Source organism: Achromobacter dolens (assembly GCF_902859745.1).
Lineage (GTDB): Bacteria > Pseudomonadota > Gammaproteobacteria > Burkholderiales > Burkholderiaceae_B > Achromobacter > Achromobacter dolens.
On sequence record NZ_CADIJW010000005.1, the window covers coordinates 144,035 to 166,381 of the forward strand.

The window sequence follows — 22,347 nt, forward strand, 5'->3', positions numbered from 1 at the left end:
GCGCTGGACGGTGAGAGTGTGGGCGCGACGGGCGACAGGTTCAAATGAGTGGTGCGGGTGCGACCATAACCAAAGGTTATGCGTGCGGGCCGCCGACCAGTGGCGTTTTATCGCGAATGACGAAAGCGGCAATACGCTGCCGCAGCAGGCCTGGTCGCACCCGATCCGCCGCCACCAACGGGCGCTGAGGCCTGCCAGGCGTGGATGCGATCGGCGGCCTGCGGCGAGGCCGGCGGGGTCAGAGGCCGGCGCCCGAGGCGGGCGCGCGCCGGGTGGGGCGGGTGCCGGCATCGTTTGGCGCGCCGCCTTCGTCGTCCACGGTGAGGCCCCCGCCGGACATGATGCCCTTGGCGATGTCGTCGGCGGACTTGCCGCCAAAACCGTGCTCGCCGGCGACGATGCGGAAGCTGTCGCCCTCGAGCGGGCTTTGCAGCGTGGCCGAGGACAGCAGCACGCCGTTCGAACGCAGTTGTACGCGTTTGCCGACGCGGTTGCGGGTGAAGTCGGCCAGGACCTGGCGGCTCTCGGGTTGCAGCACCACGTCGACGAAGCGCATTTTGGTCTGCGGTTCGATGCCGGGTGTGGCGCTCTGCGCGCGCAGGGCCACGGTCTCGGCGTGGGAGGCGGTGGCCGCCAGCAGCAGGGCGGCGCAGGCGAGGGATCGGAAGGCGCTCATGGGGGCTCCGGGAAACGGACGGATCGATGCCGGCATCCTAGCCCGTTCGGCGGCGCCGCATATTACGACTTGTATGCGAACGCTGGCATTGCCTGCCGCCGGCCTTTGAGCGCGGATTGTTGGCCGCTAATATGTCGGCTCGAAGATCGTCCAAGGCCGCGGATCCGCCGGCCGCTCCGAGGAAGCCCGTCCCATGAAGCTGCATGCCCCCTGGTTCCTGTCCTGTCTGCTGCTGGCGGGCGTTGCCCACGCGGGCTCGGCGCCCGCCGAATTGTCGTGTGTGTCGGAGAGTGGCAAGGTCGCGCTGCGCGGCGTCATCCCGTCGCCGTCTTCGGAAGAGCTCAAGCTGACGCTGACGTATGTCGGCGCCACATTGGGATTCGACGCGGACCGGGATCCCGCCTATGTCGTGTCGGATTTTCCGTTGGGCGTCTTCACCCTGGTGGCGCCGGACGAGGTCTGGCCGCTGACGCTGTATGCGCTGCCGGCCAGCGTGGCGGTCAAGAAAGATGGCACCGGCGCCGTGGTGGGCACCTTCCAGGCCAAGCTCACCGGGCCGCGTCCGGGCGGACCGGGCGCGAATCAGCCGCTCAAGGCCACGGTCAACTGCAACTACCACTACTCGGTCTGAATCCGACGGGGCATTCCGGGTAATCCCGCTACCGGGATTTTCGGCAAAATTTGTATGATGACCATATGAATATGTCCAGGGAGTGCCCCATGCCGTACCCGCTTTTCGCCGCCCGCGGCCGCCTCGTGGCGGGCGCGTGATGACCCCGGAAACCCGCATCCGCGAGGAAATCTGCACGGTCGGCGCCAGCCTCTACCAGCGCGGCTACACCGTCGGCGCGGCCGGCAACATCAGCGCCCGGCTGGACGACGGCTGGCTGATCACGCCCACCGATGTCTGCCTGGGCCGCCTGGACCCGGCCGAGCTGGCCAAGGTCGACCTGGCCGGCAACTGGGTCTCGGGCGCCAAGCCCTCCAAGACCCTGGCGCTGCACCAGGGCATCTACCAGGCCGACCCCGCCGCGCGCGGCGTCGTGCACACCCATTCGACCCATCTGGTCGCGCTGACGCTGGCGGGTGTGTGGCGCGAGGACGAGGTGTTGCCGCCGATCACGCCGTACCAGGTGATGAAGGTCGGGCGCATTCCGCTGATTCCTTATCGCCGCCCCGGCGATCCGGTGGCGGCGGCGCAGGTGGCCGCGCTGGCCGCGCAGGTGCGTGGGGCGCTGTTCGAGCGTCTCGGGCCGGTGGTGTGGGAACGCTCGGTGTCGCATGCGTCCTATGTGCTCGAGGAACTGGAAGAGACCGCGCGGCTGTGGCTGATGGCCGATCCTCGCCCCGCGCCGCTGTCCGAGGCCGCCATCGAGGAACTGCGCGCCACCTTCGGCGCGCGCTACTGACACGGGGGCGCCGTGCGCGCCGGCGGGCCGCGGCGATGCTGCCCGCTCACACAAGGAGACAACGAGATGCCGCGCCTGGCCGCGAACCTGAGCATGATGTATGCGGAGCACGCTTTCCTGGACCGGTTCGGCGCCGCGGCGCGCGATGGTTTCCAGGGGGTGGAGTTCCTGTTCCCCTACGATTTTCCAGCCGCCGAGATCCGCGCGCGGCTGCAGGATCACGGCCTGTCGCAGGCCCTGTTCAACGCGCCGCCCGGCGACTGGGCGGCGGGCGAGCGCGGCATCGCCGCGTTGCCCGGGCGTGAGGACGAGTTCCGCCGCGGGCTGGATCTGGCGCTGGAATATGCGGCGGCGCTGGGCAACCGCAGGCTGCACGTGATGGCGGGCCTGGTGGCGCCGGGAAGCGACCGCGCCGTCCACCGCGAGGCGTATCTGCGCAATCTGGAGAGCGCGGCGCACGCCGCGGCCTCGGCTGGCGTGACCATTGTGATCGAACCGATCAACCCGCGCGACATGCCCGGCTTCTTCCTGACCCGCCAGGATGAAGCGCAGGCCATCCGCGCCGAGGTCGGCGCCGACAACCTGCTCGTGCAATTCGATTGCTACCACTGCCAGATCGTCGAGGGCGACCTGGCGGTGAAACTGCGCCGCGACATGGCGGGCATCGGCCACATCCAGATCGCGGGGGTGCCGGACCGGCACGAACCGGACCTGGGCGAACTGAATTACCCCTACTTGCTGGCGCTGATCGACACGCTGGGCTACACGGGCTGGGTCGGCTGCGAATACCGGCCCAAGGGCGCGACGTCGGCGGGCCTGGCGTGGGCCCGACCCCATCTCGCGGGAGGCGAGCGATGAAGATATTGATCACCGGCGGCGCGGGCTTTCTCGGCCAGCGCCTGGCGCGCGGACTGTTGGAGCACGGGCGGCTGGCGTTGGGCGGCGCGCCCGAGCCCATCACGCAGATCGACCTGCTCGACGTCACCCGCAGCGACGCCATCAACGACACCCGCGTGCGCTCGGTCCAGGGAGATATCGCGGACCCGGCGGTGCTGGACGCGTCGATCGACGCCGATACGGCGGCGGTCTTCCACCTGGCCGCGATCGTCAGCGGCCAGGCCGAGGCCGATTTCGACCTTGGCATGCGGATCAACCTGGATGCGTCGCGGGCGTTGCTGGAGGCCTGCCGCCAGCGCGGCCACCGGCCGCGCGTGGTGTTCACCAGTTCGGTGGCGGTCTACGGCGGCGCCTTGCCCGAAACCGTGCGCGACGACACCGCGCTCAATCCGCAGTCTTCCTACGGCACGCAGAAAGCGATCGCCGAACTGCTGCTGGCCGACTACACGCGGCGCGGCTTCGTCGATGGCCGCGCGCTGCGGCTGCCGACCATCAGCGTGCGCCCGGGCCGGCCCAACGCGGCAGCCTCGTCGTTCGCCAGCGGCATCATCCGCGAGCCGCTCAATGGCGAGCCGGCAGCCTGCCCGGTGGCGCCGGATACGCGCCTGTGGCTGTTGTCGCCACGGCGCGCGGTGCAGGCGCTGATCGCGGGCTGCGAACTGGATGCGGCGGCGTTGGCGGATCGCCGGCCGATCAATCTGCCGGGCGTTTCGGTGACGGCGGCCGAGATGGCGCGGGCGTTGCGCGAGATCGCGGGCGATGCGGTCGCCGACCGCATCAACTGGCAGGTCGACCCGCGGGTGCAAGCGATCGTCGGCAGTTGGCCGGGGCGCTGGGACACGGGGCGGGCCGCGCGACTGGGCCTGGAAGGCGACAGCGATTTCGCCGAGATCATTCGCGCCTACATCGGCGACGACTTGCGGGGAACGGTATGAATCATCATGAGAATGCCGCGCGCGACGTCGGCGTGATTGGCCTGGGCGCCATGGGGGCTGGCATCGCGCAAAGCCTGCGGCGTGCCGGCCATCGGGTGCATGCCTACGATATCCGGCCAGGCGTGGCGGCGGCGTTCGCCGAACAGGGCGGCGTGGCCTGCGATACGTTGGCGGCGGTGGGCGCGGCCTGCGATGTGGTGGTGAGCGTGGTGGTGAACGCGCAGCAGACCGAGAACGTGCTGTTCGGCGACGGCGACCTGGCGGCGGCGCTGCGGCCCGGCAGCGTGTTCGTGATGTGTTCGACCGTGGATCCATCCTGGTCGAGCGCACTGGAAGCGCGCCTGGCTGCCCTGGGCGTGCTGTACCTGGATGCGCCGATCTCGGGCGGTGCGGCCAAGGCCGCGGCGGGCGAGATGACCATGATGACCGCCGGCTCGCCGGCCGCCTACGCGGCATGCGGTCCGGTGCTGGAGGCGATGGCGGGCAAGGTCTATCGCCTGGGCGACCGCGCGGGCGCGGGCAGCAAGGTCAAGATCATCAACCAGTTGCTGGCCGGCGTGCACATCGCCGCCGCCGCCGAAGCCATGGCGCTGGGGCTGCGCGAAGGGGTCGATGCCGACGCGCTATACGAGGTCATCACCCACAGCGCGGGCAACAGTTGGATGTTCGAGAACCGCATGGCGCATGTGCTGGCGGGCGACTACACGCCGTTGTCGGCGGTGGACATCTTCGTCAAGGATCTGGGGCTGGTGCTGGACACCGCGCGCCACAGCAAGTTTCCGCTGCCGCTGGCTTCCACCGCGCACCAGATGTTCATGCAGGCGTCGGCCGCGGGGCACGGGCGCGAGGACGACAGCGCGGTCATCAAGATCTTTCCAGGAATCACTCTGCCGGAGTCCGCATGACGATCAAGCTGGGCTGCATCGCCGACGACTTTACGGGCGCCACCGATCTGGCCAACAACCTGGTGCGCGCCGGCATGCGCGCGGTGCAGACCATCGGCGTGCCGGTCGGCGCGCTCGAGACGCCCGCCGACGCGGTCGTGGTGGCGCTCAAGACCCGCACCTTGCCGGCCGCCGAAGCCGTGGCGCAGTCGCTGGCCGCGCTCGATTGGCTGCGGGCGCAGGGCGCCGAGCAGATCTATTTCAAATATTGCTCGACCTTCGACAGCACGCCCGAGGGCAATATCGGCCCGGTCGCCGACGCCCTGCTGACGGCGCTGGGCAGCGATTTCACCATCGCCACGCCGGCGTTTCCCGACAACCGGCGCACGGTGTTCAAGGGTTACCTGTTTGCCGGCGACGTGCTGCTGAACGAATCGGGAATGCAGCATCATCCGTTGACGCCGATGAGCGATGCCAACCTGGTGCGCGTGCTGTCGGCGCAGACCCGGCGCAAAGTCGGGCTGATCGACTACGCCGTGGTGGCGCGCGGCAGCGACGCGATTCGGACCCGCATCGAGGCGCTGCGGCGAGAGGGCGTGGAGATCGCCATCGTCGATGCCATCTCCAACGACGACCTGTTGGCGCTGGGGCCGGCGCTCAAGGGCATGCCGCTGTTGACGGCGGGCTCGGGCGTGGCAATCGGCCTGCCGGTCAACTGGGGCCTGGCGCCGGGCGCGGCGATCGGTTTGCCGCGCGAGTCGGGGGCGCAGGCGGTGGTGGCGGGTAGTTGCTCGATCGCGACCCAGGGCCAGGTCGCCGCGTTCATCGCGGCGGGCGGACCGGCACTGGCGCTCGACCCGCTGCGCATCGCCGCGGGTGACGACGTGGTGGCGGATGCGCTGGCCTGGGCCGCGCCGCGCCTGCGCGACGGCCCCGTACTGATCTATTCGACGGCGCGGCCCGACGCCGTGCAGGCGGCGCAGGCCAGCCTGGGCGCGGCGCGCGTCGGCGCGCTGGTCGAGGACGCGATCGCGCGGATCGCGGCGGGATTGGCGCGGCTCGGCGTGCGGCAGCTTATCGTGGCCGGCGGCGAGACCTCGGGCGCGGTGGTGCAGGCGCTGGGCCTGACGCAGCTCGCCATCGGCGAGCAGATCGATCCCGGCGTGCCGTGGTGCGCCGGCCAGGCGTCGGCGGTAGGGGCGCGCCTGAGCATCGCCTTGAAGTCGGGCAATTTCGGCGGCGTGGATTTCTTCACGCGGGCCTTCGGCCAGGATGCATGACGGAGCGCATTGCCGCCGCGGTCCAACCCGGCGGACGGAAGAGCCGCCTCAGCGATGCGCCTGGCGCAGGCGTGCGGCGGCGTTGACCATGTGGATGCGGGCCGCTTCGCGCGCCGCTTCCACGTCCTGGCGGCGGATGGCGTCGGCGATGGCGCCGTGTTCCTGCAACACCGCGCGCATCAGGTCGGCATGGCGCGCTTCGTTGCCTCGCGTGACGCGGGTGGCGGCTTCCAGGTATTGGCTGACGAATGCCAGGGTGGCGAGAAAGTAGGGGTTGCCGGTGGCCTGGGCGATGCAGCGGTGGAACGCCACGTCTTCCTTGACGCCGTCGCCGCCGCGTTCCACCGAGGTGGCAATGGCCGCCAGCGCGTTGTCGATGGCCGCCATGTCGCGCTTGCTGCGCCGGGCCGCGGCCTGCGCCGCGATTTCGGTTTCCAGCGCGCGTCGCAGGTCGACGATGTGCAGCACCGCGTCCAGCGACGATAGTTCGGCCGCGTCGATGCGCAGCGCGCGCTGGCCGCCATGGGCGGTGACGAACACGCCGCTGCCCTGGCGCGCCTCGACGATGCCGTCCTGACGCAGCCGCGACACCGCTTCGCGAATGACGGTGCGGCTGACGCCGAACTGTTCGGCCAGGCGGGTTTCGGGGGGCAGTTTTTCGCCGGGCGGCACGCGTCCCGCGTCGATCTCAGCGAGCAACTGCTTGGCCACCGTATCGGTCAGCGTGGGGGGCGAGTGGACTCTGGGAAAAACCATGGCATGGGACCGCGCAAGGGGGGGGCGGGGCGCGGCTCGGGGACGGGGCCCCATGATAACCCGCCCGCTCACGCCGTCGCACGGGCGCGATTCAGGCAGTCGATGAAAAATTGCGCAGCCGGCGTTGGCGGCGAATCGGCCCGCGTCAGGATCGACACGCGGGCCGCCGGTAGCGGGTGCGCCAGCGGCAGCATGCACAGGGACGACGGCGCCAGCATGCGGTGAAATCCGTTGCGCACGAAGAACCCGACCGCGTCGCTCTCGGCCAGGATTGCCAGGGCGATGGCGATGGATTGGCACGGAATCACGTCGACGGGGGGTGGCAGGCCGCGTTCGGTATAGGCCAGGCGCAGCAGGTTGGTCGGCGTCTGCGTGTTGCCTGGCATCAGCCACAGCAGGTCGCGCAGCTCGGCCAGGTCGGTGGCGTGGCGCAAAGGATGATCGGCGCGCGCGCCGACCGCCAGCGGCAGGGTGAACAGCGTGGTGCGCGCGAAGCCGTCGTAGATGTCGCCGTCGTATTCGGTCTGCACCACCAGGTCGTAGCGGCCGGTCTCGAGCTGTTCGAGGCTGTAGGGCGGCGCGACTTCATGGAAGGCCACCGCCACGCGCGGCATGCGGGCGCGGAAGGCCGCCAGCGCGGCCGGCAGCACCGGCAGCGCCGACGAGCTGATGGCCAGGTTGAGCGTGCCGCCTTCGCCATCGCGCATCTGGTCGATGTCTTCCTGCGCCCGCCGCGCTTCCTGCAGGATCAGCACGGCGCGCTTGTGCAGCGCCTGGCCGTAGGGGGTCAGTTCGACGCCCTTGGCGCTGCGCCGCACCAACTCCGCGCCCAGGCTCTGTTCCAGTTCGCGCAGGCTGCGCGTGGCCGCCGGCTGGGTCACGCACAGGGCGCGGGCGGCCGCGCGGATGCTGCCGTGTTCGGCGATCAACACGAAGGCGCGCAGTTGGCGCAGGTTCATCGGAGCGGGCACGGCTGGCTATAAGAAAAAGTCATCACTGCACCAAAAATACTGTCTTTTGCGTTTCGGCGGCCATCCGTATATTCACTAGCCACGGCTTCCGGAAACAGGGCCGGCACAGAGATCGGACATCAAGGGGAAAACATGTCTATCGCCATCGCGGCCGGCGCCGGCGCGCGCAGCCTGCATACACCTTCCATGCGCCGGCGGGTCATCGCCGGCACCACCATCGGCAACGCGCTCGAATTCTTCGACTTCACCGTATTCACCTTCCTGATGCTGGTCATCGGGCCGCTGTTCTTTCCGGCGGCCTCCAGCTACGGGCAACTGCTGCTGACCACGGCCACCTTCGGCGTGGGCTTCCTCATGCGGCCTGTGGGTGGGATGCTGATCGGCTCCTACGCCGACCGCCACGGCCGCCGCGCAGCCATGACGCTGACACTGTGGCTGATGGGCCTGGGCTGTGCGCTGATCGCCGCCGCGCCCACCCATGCGCAGATGGGGCTGTTGGGGCCGGTGATGATGGTGCTGGCCCGGCTGATCCAAGGCTTTGCCGCCGGCGGCGAAGTGGGCGCGTCGACCACGCTGCTGGTCGAGCACGCGCCTGCGTCGCGACGCGGCTTCTATTCCAGTTGGCAATTCGGCAGCCAGTCGCTCGGGGTGGCGCTGGGCGCCGTGGTGGTGGGCACGCTGACCGCCGCGCTCAGCGTCGAGCAGATGCAGGCCTGGGGCTGGCGCGTGCCGTTCGTGATCGGCATCCTGACGGTGCCGGTGGGCGCCTACATCCGCCGCAATCTCGAAGAGACGCTGCATGTCGACGAGCCCGCCGTCGGTCGGCCGCGCGTGGCCGGCCACCAACCGCTGCGCCGCGTGTTCGCCGAACACAAGAGCGAGGTCGCCAAGGGCATCCTGCTGATGATCGGCGGCATGGTCTGCGCGCAGATCATCGGCTTCTACATGCCGTCGTATGCGCATCGCGAACTCGGCCTGCCGGCGACCTCGACGCTGTCGGCCAGCGTGGTGGTGGGCGCGGTCGGCTTCCTGTTCGCGCCGCTGGTCGGCATGCTGGCCGACCGGGCGGGACGCAAGCGCGTTATCTTCTGGTCGCGGGTGACGACGGTGGCGGTGCTGTTGCCGTGCTTTCAGTGGCTGGTGGCCGCGCCGAGCAGCATGCGGCTGATGCTGGTGGTGGGGCTGCTGTCGATACTGCTGGCGCTGCAATCGGCGCCCGGCATCACCATGCTGCCCGAACTGTTTCCGAAAGCCGTGCGCACCACCGGGATGTCGGTGGTTTACGGCCTGGGGATCTCGGTCTTCGGCGGCTTCGCCCAGTTCTTCGTGACCTGGCTGCTGCACGTGACCGGCAATCCCATGGCGCCCGCCTGGTACCTGATGGCGGCGGTGGCGCTTTCCACGGTGGTGCTGTTCTGGATACGCGACCGCACCGGCGACGATATCGACAACCAGGAGGCCTGATGCAATCCGCTAGCCCTTACTTTTCCCGCAGCTATGCCCTGGCGCGCGAGCGCTTCACCGCCGCCGCCCGGCCGCTGGCGACGCGTTTCGCGTCCTATGCCATCGAGCCCAAGGGGCGCGAGGGCGAGGACCTGGCCACCGATGTCGCCCTGATCGGCGATGCCGGCGCCACGCGGCTGCTGATCATGACGTCCGCGACCCACGGCGTGGAGGGTTTCTGTGGCTCGGGCTGCCAACTGGCGTTGCTTGACGATGCCGAGATGCTGGAGCGCGCGCGCCAGGCCGGCGTGGCGCTGCTGCTGGTGCACGCGGTGAACCCGCATGGCTTTTCATGGATCGCCCGCACCGACGAGGGCAACGTCGACCTGAACCGCAACGCGCAGCCATTCGATGGGCAGCCTCTGCCGGCCAACCCCGGCTACGGGCAGATCCATGAATTGCTGCTGCCGGCGCAATGGCCGCCGTCGGACGCCAACCGCCAGCAGATTGCCGCCTATATCGGCGAGCACGGCCTGGCGGCCTTCAAGCAGGCCGTGACCCGCGGGCAGTACACGCACCCGGACGGCCTGTTCTATGGCGGCGACCGCCCGGCCGCGTCCCTGCTCAACCTGCGCCGCATTCTCGAAGATCATGCCGCCGGCTATGCGCGGATCGGCTGGATCGACGTGCATACCGGGCTGGGGCCGCGCGGGCACGGCGAGAAGATCTATGCCGGTCGCCGCGACGAGGCTGAAGTGGCGCGCGCGCGCCGCTGGTGGGGCACCGATGTCGCCGTGCCCTACCAGGGCACGTCGGCCTCGGTGGACATCACCGGCCATCTGGCCGGGCTGGCCTATCAGGCCTGCCCGGACTCGCAGCCGACGCTGATGGCGCTGGAATACGGCACGCAGCCGTCGGAACAGGTGGTGGACGCGCTGCGCGCGCGCAACTGGCTGCGCGCGCATCCCGATGCGCCGGCGGCCGTGCGCGACCAGATCCTGCAGGCGACGCTGGACGCGTTCTATTGCGACCAGCCGGACTGGCACGGCGCGGTGCTGGGGCAAAGTCGGGTGGCCGTATTGCAGGCCTTGCTGGGGCTGCAGGCCGCAGCGGACTGAGGGATTCAGGGCCGATCCAGGGAATCGGCTTGTTTTGTTATCGAAATGTTATATCATCCTTCAGCTATTTGTAATGATATAACATCCATGAGGGTAAAGATGACAGGCAAGACGCAGGGATCGCACGGAACCCGAGGCAAGCGCGGCGGCGCGGTGGCGGCGCGGCGCAGGAACGGCGCACGGGCGTTCAAGCCGCTGGTCTGCTCGCTGATGCTGGCTGCGCCGCTTGCGCAGGCCGAGACCGAGGCCGACAGGTCGCGGCCGCGCGCCTTGGCGCCGATCACCGTGTCCGCCAATCCGCTGGGCCTGGACCTGAACAGCACCATGCTGCCCGCCTCCGTGCTTGAAGGCGATGAACTGGTCGAGCGCCGCGCCGGCACGCTGGGCGAGACCCTGAAGAGCCTGCCTGGCGTGAACAGCGATACCTTTGGCGGCGGCGCCAGCCGGCCGGTGATCCGTGGCCAGACCGCGCCCCGCGTCAAGGTGCTGTCCGACGGCTCCGAGGTGATGGACGCCTCCGGCATTTCGCCGGACCACGCGGTGACGGTCGAGCCCCTGCTGGCCGAACGCATTGAAGTGCTGCGCGGCCCTGCCGCCCTGCTGTATGGCGGCGGCGCGATCGGTGGCGTGGTGAACGTGGTGGACAAGAAGATTCCCACCGCGGTGCCCGGGCAAGGCGTGGAGCTGGAAGCCGAACTGCGCGGGGCCACCGGCACCAAGGAACGCGCCGGCGCGATCGGCATCACCGCCGGTGAAGGCCAGTTCGCGGTACGGGTCGAGGGCATGAAGCGGCGTACCAGCGACTACGACGTGCCGGACTGGCCCGGCGGCAAGCTGGCAGGCTCCTACAGCGAATCGACGCAGGGCTCGGTCGGCCTGTCGTGGATCACCCCGCGTGGTTACGTGGGCCTGGCATTCACGCACCTGGAAAGCAAGTACGGCCTGCCCGGCCACAATCACGAATACGAGGGTTGCCATCCGCATGGCACCCACCTGCATTGCGGCGGCCACGACCACGATCATGACGAGGAGGGACACGATCACGACCATGACCACGAGCATGGCGGCGTGCCCTACGTCAAACTGCGCAGCGATCGCCTGGACCTGCGAGCCGAGTACCAGGATCCGTTCGCCGGTTTCGAGAAGATTCGCGTGCGCGGCGGCCTGACCGACTATCAGCACGAGGAGATCGAGGGTGGCGAGGTCGGCACCCGCTTCAAGAACAAGGGCTACGACCTGCGCGTCGAGCTGCAGCACAAGCCGCTGGCTGGCTGGCGCGGCGTGATCGGCCTGCAGAATGCCTACAGCGACTTCCGCGCCGACGGCGAGGAAGCGTTCCTGCCGCGCAGCCGCACCCGTTCCAACGGCCTGTTCGTGCTGGAGGAATACCAGTTGAACGACTGGCGTTTCGAGCTGGGCGCGCGCCAGGATTGGCAGCGCATCGCGCCCGCCGGCGGCGCGCCGCGCAGCAGCCTGTCGGGCACCTCGCTGTCGGCCGCGGCCATCTGGGACTTCGCGCCACAGTATTCGGTGGCCCTGTCGCTGTCGCGCTCGCAACGGCTGCCGACCGCGCAGGAGCTGTACGCCGACGGCGTGCACCTGGCCACCAACACCTATGAACTGGGCAATACCGGCCTGGGCCGCGAGACCTCGCGCAACATCGACCTGACGCTGCGCAAGCATGCGGGCGACACGACGTTCTCGGCCAGCGTGTTCCACAACAAGGTCAAGAACTACATCTACGCCGACACGCTCGACCGCTACGAGGATTTCCGCCTGATCGAGTACACCCAGCGCGACGCCGAATTCACCGGCGTGGAAGGCGAGCTGCGGCACCAGTTCACGCCGGTGTTCTCGGCGGCGGTGTTCGGCGATTACGTGCGCGGCAAGCTGACCGGCGGCGACGGCAACCTGCCGCGCATCCCGGCGGCGCGCGCGGGCCTGCGCGGCAACGTGAAATGGCAGCAATGGTCGGGCGGCGTCGAGTACGCGCGCGTGTTTTCGCAGAAGGACATCGCCGCGTATGAGAACAGCACGCCGGGCTACAACCTGGTCAACGCCGTGGTGGCGTATCGCGGCCGGTACGGCGCGACGGGCTACGAGGTCTTCCTGCGCGGCACCAACCTGCTGAACAAGCTGGCCTACAACCATGCCTCGTTCATCTCGTCGGTGGCGCCGCTGCCGGGCCGCAGCGTGATGCTTGGAGTGCGCATGACGTATTGAGGGATCGCGGCGCGGCGGGCGTGACGGGTGGATATGCTAATTTCCAGGCATGCCGCCCGCCCCGGAGTCCGCCATGCTGAAATTCGCCGCCAATCTTTCGATGATGTACCCGGAACATGCGTTCCTGGACCGCTACGCGGCCGCCGCGGCCGACGGCTTCGCGGGCGTGGAATGCATGTTTCCCTACGAAGCGCCGGCCGCGTTCGTGCGTGAGCGCATGGATGCCGCCGGCGTGTCGCAAGTCCTGTTCAACGCGCCGCCGGGCGTGGCCTCGCGCGGCGAGCGCGGGCTGGCCGCGCTGCCGGGGCGCCAGGACGAATTCCGCGCCGGCATCGAGCAGGCGCTGGGCTACGCCACGGTGCTGGCCTGCGCCCAGGTCCATGTGATGGCGGGGCTGATGCCCGAAGGCGTCACGCGCGCTGAAATGCTGGACTGCTATCGCGAGAACCTCGACTGGGCCGCGCGCCAGGCGCGCTCGGCCGGCGTGACGCTGCTGATCGAGCCCATCAACACGCGCGACATTCCCGGCTATTTCCTCAATCGCCAGGACGAGGCGCACCAGGTGGTGCAGGCGGTCAACGCGCCCAACCTGAAAGTGCAGATGGACCTGTACCACTGCCAGATCGTCGAAGGCGACGTCAGCGCCAAGCTGCGCCAGTACCTGCCCACCGGACGCGTCGGGCACCTGCAGATCGCCGGCGTGCCGTTGCGCCAGGAACCCGACCGGGGCGAGCTGGACTACGGCTGGGTCTTCTCGGTGCTGCGAGAGCTGGGCTACAGCGGCTGGATCGGCTGCGAGTACCGTCCGGCCGCCGGCACCTCGGCCGGCCTGCGCTGGCTGGCCGCGGCCCGCGCTTGATGCGGCGCCGCGCCGATGCCGCGTCCATGATCGTCCTACGCAGTGCTGCTCGCCGGGCGCCGGAAATATAGTTAATATGTTAATTATATTCAAAATACCAGGAGACAACCCCATGTCCAGAAGAGGCTTCATCCGCCGCGCGCTGGCAACCGTGGCCGTGGCGGCGTTCGCCGCGCAAGCCGCGCCCGCGCTGGCCGGGGAATTCCCCGAGCATCCCATCCGCTGGCTGGTGCCGTTCAGCGCCGGTGGCGGCAGCGACCTGGCCACCCGCATCGTGGCCAGGCACGTGAGCCAGACGCTGGGCCAGCCGGTGGTGGTGGAGAACCGCCCGGGCGCCGCCACCATCGTCGCCGCCCAGGAAACCGCGCGCGCCGCGCCAGATGGCTACACGCTGATGACCGCCGGCATGAGCACGCTTGCGCTCAATCCGTGGCTCTACAAGCAATTGCCGTACGACCCATGGAAGAACCTGAAACCGGTCTCGACGCTGGTGGCGCTGCCGATCGTGCTGGTGGCCTCGCCGGCCTCCGATCTGAAGAACATGCCCGAAGTGATGGCGTACCTGGCCGACGACAAGAAGGCCAGCTATGCGTCGCTGGGCGTGGGCAGTCCGCACCATCTGGCGATGGAGTTGTTCCTGTCGATGTTCGGCGCCAAGGCCACGGCGATTCCCTACAAGGGCACGCCACCGGCCTTGCAGGACGTGGCGGCGGGCGTGGTGCCGCTGATGATGGCCGACATGGCGGCCGCGCGGCCGTTGATCCAGGCGGGCAAGCTGCGCGCCATCGCGGTGCCGGCCAACGCGCGCTCGGAACAACTGCCCGACGTGCCCACCTTCGGCGAGGCCGGCGGCCCGCCGCTGGAAGCGACCGCCTGGCAGGGCGTGGTGGCGCCGGCGCGCACGCCCAAGGCGGTGGTCGACAAGCTCAGCGGCGCGATCCAGGCGGCGTTGAAGTCGCCCGAGGTGATCAAGCAGCTCAAGCTGCAGGGCATGGAGCCGATGGGCAGCTCGTCGAACGATTTCTTCGACTACGCGCATCGTGAATACGAGAACTGGGGCGCGGTGATCCGCCAGAAGAATATCTCGGTGGATTGACGGGTCTTAGCCCTCGGCCGCCGCGCGTTTTTGCCGCCGCGCGGTGGCGGCGCAGCCGGCCGAGGCGATGATGATGCCGCAGATCGCCAGCCACTGCGTGCCGGACAGGTGTTCGTTCAGCACGATGACGCCGGCCAGCGCGCCCATGACGGGCTCCATGCTCAGCAGCACGCCGAAGGTCTTTTGCGGCAGGCGCCGCAACGCCACCATCTCCAGCGAATAGGGCAGGGCGCTCGACAGGATGCCGACCGCCACGCCGGCAAGGATCAGCTTGGGATCCAGCAGCGCCATGCCGGCGTGGGCCGCGCCCACCGGCAGCGCCACCATGGTGGCCGCCAGCAGGCCCAGCGACGTGGCCTGTCCGCCGTGCACGTTGCCGGCCATCTTGCCGAAGATGATGTACAGCGCCCAGCACACCGCCGCGCCCAGCGCATAAGCGATCCCGACGGGATCGAGGTCGTGCATCGACTGGCCGGTCGGGATCAGCAGCACCAGCCCGGCCAGCGCGCAGGCGATCCAGACGAAGTCGATGGCGCGCCGCGACAGCACCACCGCCAGGGTCAGCGGCCCGGTGAACTCGATGGCGATCGCCACGCCCAGCGGCAGGGTGCGCAGCGCCATGTAGAACAGCAGGTTCATGCAGGCCAGCGTCACGCCGTACAGCGCGATCTTGGCGGCGTTGCGCGCGGTCAGCGGAAAGCGCCATGGGCGCCAGAACGCGATGAGGATGATGGCGCCGATGACGATGCGATAGGCCGTCGTGCCTTGCGCGCCCACCTCGGGAAACAGCGACTTGGCGAACGACGTGCCGATGCACAGCGAGGCCATGGCGCCGATCAGCGACAGGGTCGGCATCAGGGTGGAGGCGGAGGCATCGCGTCCGGATGGAAGGGTGGCGGCGGTCATGGTGCTGCGTCTGCGGAAAGAATCAGGGGTTCAAGGTCAGGGCGGTGGAGTAGAGCACGTACAGGGCCAGTGCCAGCATGATCGCGCCCAGCAGTCCTTGCTGCATGCGCAGGAACCACGGGTTGCGGCCGACCCAGCCGCGGATGCGCGACGCGCCGTAGGCAAAGCAACTGCCATAGGGCAGGCTCAACGCCTTCATGGTCACGCCCAGCACCAGCATCTGGATCCAGACCGGGCCGTTGTCCGGCGTGGTGAACTGCGGCAGGAAGGCGATCATGAACAGCAGCACCTTCGGGTTCAGCAGATTGGTCATGAAGCCCTGCCAGAACGCGTCGCGCGCGTCGCCGGGCCGCGCGGCCAGGGAAACGTCGGCGTCACGGGCGCAGCGCAGCATGGCCTTGATGCCCAGATAACCCAGGTACAGGCCGCCCGCCGCCTTGATCGCCAGGAACAGCGTCGGAAACGCCTGCAGCACCGAGGCCAGTCCCAGCACCACGGCCGGCACCTGGATGAAACCCGCCGCCACATTGCCCAGCACGCTATGGAACGCCGGCCGGAATCCCTGCGTCATGCCTCGCGACAGCGTCAGCGCCATGTCCGGGCCGGGAGTGAGTTTCAACGCCGCATCGGCGGCCAGGAAGAGCAGGAAAAGCTGGAGTGACGGCATGGGAATCGGGCTGCGCCTGGCCGCGAGGGCGGCCAGAGGGTTCCCAGTGTAAGCAAGGCGGGTGATTAATTCCTGCAGCGGGCGGTGCGCAAATGAAGTTTCCCGTCGAATTTGGGGGCGGGTCGCGCGGCGCGCCCGTTTAGAATCAGGCTACAGGCCCGCGCGGCCTGGACCGCTGCGGCGCCGAGACCCCCATGGAACTAGACGATTTCGACCTTCAGATCCTGCAAAGCCTGCAGGAAGACAACCAGCGCACCAGCCAGGAGGTGGCCGAGCGCGTGAACCTGTCGCCGGTCTCGTGCCTGCGGCGCATGAAGCGGCTGCGCGAATCCGGGGCGGTGCTGGGCGATGTGTCGGTAGTGGACCCGGCGGCGGTGGGGCGCGACATCATGATGGTGGTGTTGGTGTCGCTCGAGAGCGAACGCGCCGACAAGCTGGACACCTTCAAGCGCGCGATGCGCAACGCGCCGGAGATCATGCAGTGCCTGGCGGTCACGGGCGAAGTGGATTTCGTCGTCACCATGACCGTGCGCGACATGGCGGAGTACGACGCCTTCGCGCAGCGCCACTTCTGGGGCGACCCCAACGTGAAGCGCTTTTCGACGCTGGTGGTGATGAACCGCGTCAAGTACGGACTGGCGGTGCCGACCACGCATCCGGGCCAGGCATAGCGGACTCGCCGGCAATTGCGCGGCCCGCGCCGGCGGCGCTAGACTGGCCGCCTCCCTCTCTTTCCGTGTCTCACCGCCATGGCATTGCATAGCTGGCTCATCTATTTGGTTGCCGTGATCGGCCTGTCGATCACCCCCGGCCCCAACACCTTGCTGGCGCTGACCCACGGTGCGCTGCACGGGCATCGCAAGGCGCTGTGCACCATCGCTGGCGGCGCGGCTGGCTTCATTGCGCTGATCGCCTTGTCGATGCTGGGCATCAGCGCATTGCTCAAGGCCTGGGGGCCGGCGCTGACGGTGCTGAAGTGGGCCGGCGGCGCCTATCTGGTCTGGCTCGGCATCCAGCTATGGCGTTCGCCCGGTGTGCAACTGCGCCCGGCGCCCGACATGGCGCGGCTGCGCGGCACGCGCATGTTCAGCCAGGGTTTCTTGTCGGCGATCGCCAATCCCAAGGCGCTGCTGTTCTACGGCGCGTTCCTGCCGCAATTCATCGATCCGGGGCGCAGCCTGTTGACGCAATTCGTGATCATGGCCGCGACCTTCGTGGCCATCGAGTTCGTGGTGGAGTACGTGTTGGCGCGCCTGGCGCACCGCGTGCGGCCGTGGCTGGAGCGCGCGGGGCGGCGCTTCAACAAGGTGTGCGGGGGATTGTTCGCGGCGATGGGGGCGGCGTTGCCGGGGTCTTGATCATCGTGGGTTTTGATCATCGAGCATTGCCGATGCGTTGGCCGCCCCGCAATGCAAAAGCCCGACTCCAAGGAGCCGGGCTTTTTAATTCTGGTGGCCTGGGGCGGAATCGAACCACCGACACGCGGATTTTCAATCCGCTGCTCTACCAACTGAGCTACCAGGCCAACGAAGTCCGCAACTATACACAATTTTTTGGACTTGTGCCAGTCGCCTCGAAAAAAGTTTGAAGAATTTCCGGGGCGCCTTCCAACGTGGAAAGGGGCAAGGGGCGCATACTACCGCAAACGGCCATTGCATGGGGGGCGACGCAAGGTCACGTGGCGGGGCGACACGGGTCGCGAGGGGTGCGACGCAGGGTCGCGGTCGGGACGCCAAATGGCGTGGGGATAACCCGCGGGAGTATAATCATGGCCGGTCCGCTGTTACATGCACGCTGCACCGCATGGGCTTTGCGGGGACCACAGCTCTAATACTCACGGCCTTGTCCTTTACATGTCGGTAGCTGTCCTAGCCTTCGGTCTGAATCACACGTCCGCGCCGGTTTCGGTTCGCGAACGCGTGTCCATGCCCGTCGATCTGGTCAAGCCGGCGCTGGAAGGCCTGCGTTCCGCGTTCGGCGGGTCGGTGCGCGAAGCCGCCATCCTGTCGACCTGCAACCGCACCGAAATCTATTGCGCCGCCGACGGCCACGTGGCCGACCAGTTGCCCGCGTGGCTGGCCGAGCACAACCGCCTCGATGCCGGCACGCTGCGCCCGCATCTGTACCGTCATCAGCAGGACGACGCCGTGCGCCACGCCTTCCGCGTGGCCAGCGGGCTCGATTCCATGGTGCTGGGCGAAACCCAGATCGTCGGCCAGATGAAGGACGCCGTGCGCGCGGCTGGCGAAGCCGGTTCGCTCGGCACGCTGCTCCACCAGATGTTCCAGCGCACCTTCTCGGTGGCCAAGGAAGTCCGCTCGCAGACCGCCATCGGCGCGCAGTCGGTGTCCATGGCCGCCGCCGCGGTGCGCCTGGCCGAACGCGTGTTCGGCAACCTCGATCAGGCCCGCACGCTGTTCATCGGCGCGGGCGAAATGATCGAGCTTTGCGCCACCCACTTCGCCGCACAGCGTCCGCGCAGCATGGTGGTGGCCAATCGCACGGCCGAACGCGCCGAGCTGCTGGCCAACCGGTTCTCGGCCAGCACCATGAAGCTGTCGGACCTGACCGACCGCCTGTCCGAATTCGACGTGGTGGTCTCCTGTACGGCCAGCTCCCTGCCCATCCTCGGTTTGGGGATGGTGGAACGGGCCACGCGCCTGCGCCGCCACCGCCCCATGGTGATGATCGACCTGGCCGTGCCGCGCGACATCGAACCCGAGGTCGGCCGCCTGGACGACGTCTACCTGTATTCCGTCGATGACCTGGGCCGCCTGGTCCAGACCGGCACCGACGCGCGCCGCGCCGCGGTGGTGCAGGCCGAGGCCATCATCGAAACCCGCGTCCAGGGCTTCATGCACTGGATGCAATCGCGCGAAGTGGTGCCCGTCATCCGCGACCTGCACCAGGCCGCCGAAGATGTCAGCGCCGCCGAACTCGAACGCGCCCGCCGCCTGCTGGCGCGCGGCGAATCGCCGGAGGCCGTGCTCGAGCAACTGGCCCACGGCCTGACCCAGAAATATCTGCATGGCCCGCTGGCGGCGTTGAACCGCAGCGAAGGCGAGGACCGCAAGCAATTGCTTGCCTGGATGCCGCGCCTGTTCCCCGGCCGCGACTCGCGCCGTTAGCGGCGCTGCCTCCGCCCCGCCTTGCGGCGGGCGCTCGTCACGGGCGCCCGCCATTTCCGTTTTCCCTTGCTGAATTCCCATCATGAAATCTTCCATGCGCAGCCGGCTGGAGCATCTGTGTCACCGCCTGATCGAGGTGGACGCGTTGCTGGCCGAACCGGAAACCGCGGCCGACATGGACCGCTTCCGCAAGCTTTCGCGCGAGCGCGCCGAGCTGGAGCCGGTGGTCGAGGCGTTCACCGCCTTCGTGCGCGGCGAGGAAGACCTGGCGGCCGCGCAGGAGATGTTGTCCGATCCCGAGCTGAAGGCGATGGCCGAGGACGAGATCAAGAGCGGCCGCGTCAAGCTCGAATCGCTGGAGGCGGCGCTGCAGTTGCTGCTGCTGCCGCGCGACCCCAATGACGGCCGCAGCGTGTTCCTGGAAATCCGCGCCGGCACCGGCGGCGATGAAAGCGCGTTGTTCTCGGGCGACCTGCTGCGCATGTACACGCGCTACGCCGAACAGCGCGGCTGGCGCGTCGAGCTGATGTCGGAAAGCCCGTCGGAGCTGGGCGGCTACAAGGAAGTGATCGCGCGCATCGAGGGCGACGGCGCCTACGGCCGCCTGAAATTCGAGTCCGGCGCGCACCGCGTGCAGCGCGTGCCCGCCACCGAGGCGCAGGGCCGCATCCACACCTCGGCCTGCACGGTGGCCATCATGGCCGAAGCCGACGAGATGTCGGAGATCGTCATCAACCCGAGCGACCTGCGCATCGACACCTTCCGCGCCAGCGGCGCCGGCGGCCAGCACATCAACAAGACCGATTCGGCCGTGCGCATCACGCACTTGCCGACCGGGCTGGTGGTGGAATGCCAGGACGACCGCTCGCAGCACCGCAACAAGGACAAGGCCATGCAGGTGCTGGCCGCGCGCCTGAAGGACAAGGAAACGCGTGAGCGCCAGAGCAAGGAAGCGGCCGAGCGCAAGAGCCTGATCGGTTCCGGCGACCGTTCCGAGCGTATCCGCACCTACAACTTCCCGCAGGGCCGCGTCACCGACCACCGCATCAACCTGACGCTGTACAAGCTGCAGCAGATCATGGAAGGCGATCTGGAGGAGCTGACCGGCGCCCTGATCGCCGAGCACCAGGCCGAGCAGTTGGCGGCGCTGGGCGACGATATCTGAGCGGCTGGGCGGCCCCTTCGGCGAGAACGTTTCGACCATGACGACCCAGATCAAGAGCCTGTTGCTGGACACGCGCCTGCCCCGGCTCGAGGTGCGCATGCTGCTCGAGCACGTGCTGGCCAAGCCGCGCGCCTGGCTGCTGGCGCACGACACCGATCCGCTGGCGCCGGAAACGGCTGCGGCCTACGAGGCGCTGGCGCAGCGCCGCCTGGCCGGCGAGCCGATGGCCTATCTGCTGGGCCAGCGCGAGTTCATGGGGCACATGTTCCGCGTCACGCCGGACGTGCTGATCCCGCGCCCGGACACCGAGGTGCTGGTGGAAACCGCGCTGGAATGCGTGGCCGGACAGTCCGCGCCCGCCGTGCTGGACCTGGGCACGGGCAGCGGCGCCATCGCCATCTCGATCGCCCTGGCGCGCCGTGATGCTCGCGTGATGGCCAGCGACGTCAGCGCCGCCGCGCTGGCCGTGGCCGCGGGCAATGCCTGGGAGCTGACGGCCTCGGTGCGCTTCGTCGAGGGCAGTTGGTACGACGCGGTGCCGGCAGGCGAGGGCTTCGACCTGATCGTGTCCAACCCGCCCTATGTCGCCAGCGACGATCCGCACCTGGGGCAGGGCGACGTGCGCTTCGAGCCGCGTGGCGCGTTGACCGACGGCGCCGATGGCCTGGAAGACCTGCGCCGCATCGTGGCCGGCGCCCATCGCCACCTGAAGGCGGGGGGCGCGCTGTGGATGGAGCACGGTTGGGACCAGGCCGAGGCCGTGCGCGGCCTGCTGGCGGCGACGGGCTTCAGCGATGTCCATAGCCGACGCGACCTGGCCGGCATCGAGCGCATTTCCGGCGGGCGCTGGCCGGGGCGCGGCTGACGCCGGGCCGGCGATTTGTAACCGGCAGCCGCGCCGCAAGCGGCCGATTCCCGGGGGCGGCCCCGGGGTATCCGGGACGAAATCCCGCCTGTACCTATAATTGGCGTATTCCGTTATGCCTCCTGTCCAAGAGACCACCATGAGCGACGTTCAAGAATTCATCCGCGAAACCGTGACCCAGCACCCCGTCGTGCTGTTCATGAAGGGCACCGCCCAATTCCCGCAATGCGGCTTTTCCGGCAAGGCCATCCAGATCCTCAAGAGCTGTGGCGTCAAGAAGCTGGTCACCGTGAATGTGCTGGAGGACGACGAAGTCCGCCAGGGCATCAAGGAATTCTCGAACTGGCCCACCATTCCGCAGTTGTACGTGGCCGGCGAATTCATCGGCGGTTCGGACATCATGAATGAGATGAACGAGTCGGGCGAGCTCAAGACCCTGCTGGAGCAATCCGGCGCCACGGCCTGATTCCATGCGGCGACTGGTCGTCGGCATCACGGGGGCCACCGGCTCCCTGTACGCGGTGCGCATGCTGCAGGCGCTGCGCGGCGTGGACGACGTCGAGACGCACCTGGTGGTGTCGGCCTCGGGCGTGCTGAACATCAAGCACGAACTCGATGTCAGCCGCCATGATGTCTACGCGCTGGCCGACCACGTGCACAGCGTGCGCGATGTGGGCGCCACGCTCGCCAGCGGCGCGTTCCAGACGGCCGGCATGGTCATCGTGCCGTGCTCGATGCGCACGCTGGCGGCCGTGGCCCATGGCCTTTCCGACAACCTCATCACGCGCGCGGCCGACGTTACGCTCAAGGAGCGCCGCCGCCTGGTGATGATGGTGCGCGAGACGCCCTTCAACCTGGCGCACCTGCGCAACATGACCGCCGTCACCGAGATGGGCGGCATCGTGTTCCCGCCGCTGCCGGCGTTCTATCACCGGCCGGCCAGCATCGAAGAGATGGTGGACCACACCGTGGCCCGGGTGCTGGAGCTGTTCGACATCCATGTGCCCGGTCCGCACTGGGAAGGCATGAAATAAGCGCCGTCGCGGCCTATGGGCCGTGAAGGTCAAAC

Annotated in this window: 23 protein-coding genes and 1 tRNA gene; 18 read left to right on the forward strand and 6 right to left on the reverse strand. The window is 68.6% G+C overall.

Annotated features, from left to right (window positions below; translation table 11 throughout):
- Positions 1 to 238 precede the first annotated feature (238 nt).
- The gene (locus HV783_RS06680) at positions 239 to 676 is read right to left on the reverse strand and encodes a SecDF P1 head subdomain-containing protein (protein WP_054500454.1); all 438 of its coding nucleotides are present in this window, start codon (positions 674 to 676) and stop codon (positions 239 to 241) included.
- Between the two features lie 193 nt (positions 677 to 869).
- Between HV783_RS06680 and HV783_RS06685 the strand changes: the two genes are divergently transcribed.
- The 6 genes from HV783_RS06685 to otnK all read left to right on the forward strand — a co-directional run bounded on the left by HV783_RS06685 (position 870) and on the right by otnK (position 6,081).
- Entirely contained in the window at positions 870 to 1,307 is a 438-nt protein-coding gene (locus tag HV783_RS06685; protein ID WP_054429354.1) for a hypothetical protein, read from the forward strand.
- Positions 1,308 to 1,446: 139 nt separating this feature from the next.
- Positions 1,447 to 2,085, forward strand: coding sequence for a 3-oxo-tetronate 4-phosphate decarboxylase (otnC, locus tag HV783_RS06690; protein WP_175188837.1), 639 nt, complete (start codon positions 1,447 to 1,449; stop codon positions 2,083 to 2,085).
- 66 nt (positions 2,086 to 2,151) lie between these two features.
- The gene (gene otnI / locus HV783_RS06695; protein WP_054500456.1) at positions 2,152 to 2,943 is read left to right on the forward strand and encodes a 2-oxo-tetronate isomerase; all 792 of its coding nucleotides are present in this window, start codon (positions 2,152 to 2,154) and stop codon (positions 2,941 to 2,943) included.
- Complete coding sequence (gene denD / locus HV783_RS06700; RefSeq protein ID WP_054500457.1) at positions 2,940 to 3,917, forward strand: D-erythronate dehydrogenase; 978 nt, start codon at positions 2,940 to 2,942, stop codon at positions 3,915 to 3,917. Before otnI (HV783_RS06695) ends, denD begins: the two co-directional genes overlap by 4 nt.
- Positions 3,914 to 4,822, forward strand: a complete 909-nt coding sequence (gene ltnD / locus HV783_RS06705) for an L-threonate dehydrogenase (RefSeq protein WP_054500458.1) — start codon at positions 3,914 to 3,916, stop codon at positions 4,820 to 4,822. Before denD ends, ltnD begins: the two co-directional genes overlap by 4 nt.
- Positions 4,819 to 6,081, forward strand: a complete 1,263-nt coding sequence (gene otnK / locus HV783_RS06710) for a 3-oxo-tetronate kinase (RefSeq protein WP_175188838.1) — start codon at positions 4,819 to 4,821, stop codon at positions 6,079 to 6,081. Before ltnD ends, otnK begins: the two co-directional genes overlap by 4 nt.
- A gap of 48 nt (positions 6,082 to 6,129) precedes the next feature.
- On the opposite strand, the gene HV783_RS06715 is transcribed toward otnK, so the two are convergent.
- Together HV783_RS06715 and HV783_RS06720 are read right to left on the reverse strand one after the other, a co-directional pair.
- Positions 6,130 to 6,837, reverse strand: coding sequence for a FadR/GntR family transcriptional regulator (locus HV783_RS06715; RefSeq protein ID WP_175188839.1), 708 nt, complete (start codon positions 6,835 to 6,837; stop codon positions 6,130 to 6,132).
- A gap of 68 nt (positions 6,838 to 6,905) precedes the next feature.
- The gene (locus HV783_RS06720) at positions 6,906 to 7,796 is read right to left on the reverse strand and encodes a LysR substrate-binding domain-containing protein (protein ID WP_054500461.1); all 891 of its coding nucleotides are present in this window, start codon (positions 7,794 to 7,796) and stop codon (positions 6,906 to 6,908) included.
- Positions 7,797 to 7,940: 144 nt separating this feature from the next.
- On the opposite strand from HV783_RS06720, the gene HV783_RS06725 reads away from it, so the two are divergent.
- The 5 genes from HV783_RS06725 to HV783_RS06745 all read left to right on the forward strand — a co-directional run bounded on the left by HV783_RS06725 (position 7,941) and on the right by HV783_RS06745 (position 14,547).
- Positions 7,941 to 9,272, forward strand: a complete 1,332-nt coding sequence (locus tag HV783_RS06725) for an MFS transporter (RefSeq protein ID WP_175143365.1) — start codon at positions 7,941 to 7,943, stop codon at positions 9,270 to 9,272.
- A complete protein-coding gene (locus tag HV783_RS06730) occupies positions 9,272 to 10,369 on the forward strand; it encodes a M14 family metallopeptidase (protein ID WP_064527344.1) in 1,098 nt (365 codons plus the stop codon). The genes HV783_RS06725 and HV783_RS06730 overlap by 1 nt, the downstream gene beginning before the upstream one ends.
- Positions 10,370 to 10,579: 210 nt before the next feature.
- Positions 10,580 to 12,592: a TonB-dependent receptor domain-containing protein gene (locus tag HV783_RS06735; protein ID WP_175188868.1), complete on the forward strand. Its 2,013-nt coding sequence runs from the start codon at positions 10,580 to 10,582 to the stop codon at positions 12,590 to 12,592.
- A gap of 73 nt (positions 12,593 to 12,665) precedes the next feature.
- Positions 12,666 to 13,451: a 2-oxo-tetronate isomerase gene (gene otnI / locus HV783_RS06740; protein WP_175188840.1), complete on the forward strand. Its 786-nt coding sequence runs from the start codon at positions 12,666 to 12,668 to the stop codon at positions 13,449 to 13,451.
- Positions 13,452 to 13,563: 112 nt separating this feature from the next.
- Positions 13,564 to 14,547, forward strand: a complete 984-nt coding sequence (locus HV783_RS06745) for a Bug family tripartite tricarboxylate transporter substrate binding protein (protein WP_175188841.1) — start codon at positions 13,564 to 13,566, stop codon at positions 14,545 to 14,547.
- A 6-nt stretch (positions 14,548 to 14,553) separates the two neighbouring features.
- Here HV783_RS06745 and HV783_RS06750 read toward each other — a convergent pair whose 3' ends face one another.
- Positions 14,554 to 15,453 carry an EamA family transporter gene (locus tag HV783_RS06750; RefSeq protein ID WP_175188842.1) on the reverse strand — a complete coding sequence of 300 codons (900 nt, stop codon included), beginning with the start codon at positions 15,451 to 15,453 and terminating at the stop codon, positions 14,554 to 14,556.
- A 22-nt stretch (positions 15,454 to 15,475) separates the two neighbouring features.
- Entirely contained in the window at positions 15,476 to 16,120 is a 645-nt protein-coding gene (locus tag HV783_RS06755; RefSeq protein WP_081089637.1) for a LysE family translocator, read from the reverse strand.
- A 194-nt stretch (positions 16,121 to 16,314) separates the two neighbouring features.
- On the opposite strand from HV783_RS06755, the gene HV783_RS06760 reads away from it, so the two are divergent.
- Positions 16,315 to 16,791: an Lrp/AsnC family transcriptional regulator gene (locus HV783_RS06760; protein ID WP_049076679.1), complete on the forward strand. Its 477-nt coding sequence runs from the start codon at positions 16,315 to 16,317 to the stop codon at positions 16,789 to 16,791.
- 78 nt (positions 16,792 to 16,869) lie between these two features.
- Positions 16,870 to 17,478, forward strand: coding sequence for a LysE family translocator (locus tag HV783_RS06765; protein ID WP_175188843.1), 609 nt, complete (start codon positions 16,870 to 16,872; stop codon positions 17,476 to 17,478).
- Between the two features lie 91 nt (positions 17,479 to 17,569).
- On the opposite strand, the gene HV783_RS06770 is transcribed toward HV783_RS06765, so the two are convergent.
- Positions 17,570 to 17,645, reverse strand: a tRNA-Phe gene (locus tag HV783_RS06770).
- 328 nt (positions 17,646 to 17,973) lie between these two features.
- Between HV783_RS06770 and hemA the strand changes: the two genes are divergently transcribed.
- The 5 genes from hemA to HV783_RS06795 all read left to right on the forward strand — a co-directional run bounded on the left by hemA (position 17,974) and on the right by HV783_RS06795 (position 22,312).
- Positions 17,974 to 19,248 (forward strand): glutamyl-tRNA reductase, encoded by a 1,275-nt coding sequence (hemA, locus tag HV783_RS06775; protein ID WP_006391699.1) that lies wholly within the window; start codon positions 17,974 to 17,976, stop codon positions 19,246 to 19,248.
- An 82-nt stretch (positions 19,249 to 19,330) separates the two neighbouring features.
- Positions 19,331 to 20,413: a peptide chain release factor 1 gene (gene prfA / locus HV783_RS06780; protein ID WP_063584757.1), complete on the forward strand. Its 1,083-nt coding sequence runs from the start codon at positions 19,331 to 19,333 to the stop codon at positions 20,411 to 20,413.
- A gap of 37 nt (positions 20,414 to 20,450) precedes the next feature.
- Positions 20,451 to 21,278, forward strand: a complete 828-nt coding sequence (prmC, locus tag HV783_RS06785; RefSeq protein WP_144655670.1) for a peptide chain release factor N(5)-glutamine methyltransferase — start codon at positions 20,451 to 20,453, stop codon at positions 21,276 to 21,278.
- Between the two features lie 139 nt (positions 21,279 to 21,417).
- Positions 21,418 to 21,744, forward strand: a complete 327-nt coding sequence (gene grxD / locus HV783_RS06790) for a Grx4 family monothiol glutaredoxin (protein WP_020926055.1) — start codon at positions 21,418 to 21,420, stop codon at positions 21,742 to 21,744.
- A 4-nt stretch (positions 21,745 to 21,748) separates the two neighbouring features.
- Positions 21,749 to 22,312 (forward strand): UbiX family flavin prenyltransferase, encoded by a 564-nt coding sequence (locus HV783_RS06795; protein WP_020926056.1) that lies wholly within the window; start codon positions 21,749 to 21,751, stop codon positions 22,310 to 22,312.
- The last annotated feature ends 35 nt before the right edge of the window (positions 22,313 to 22,347 follow it).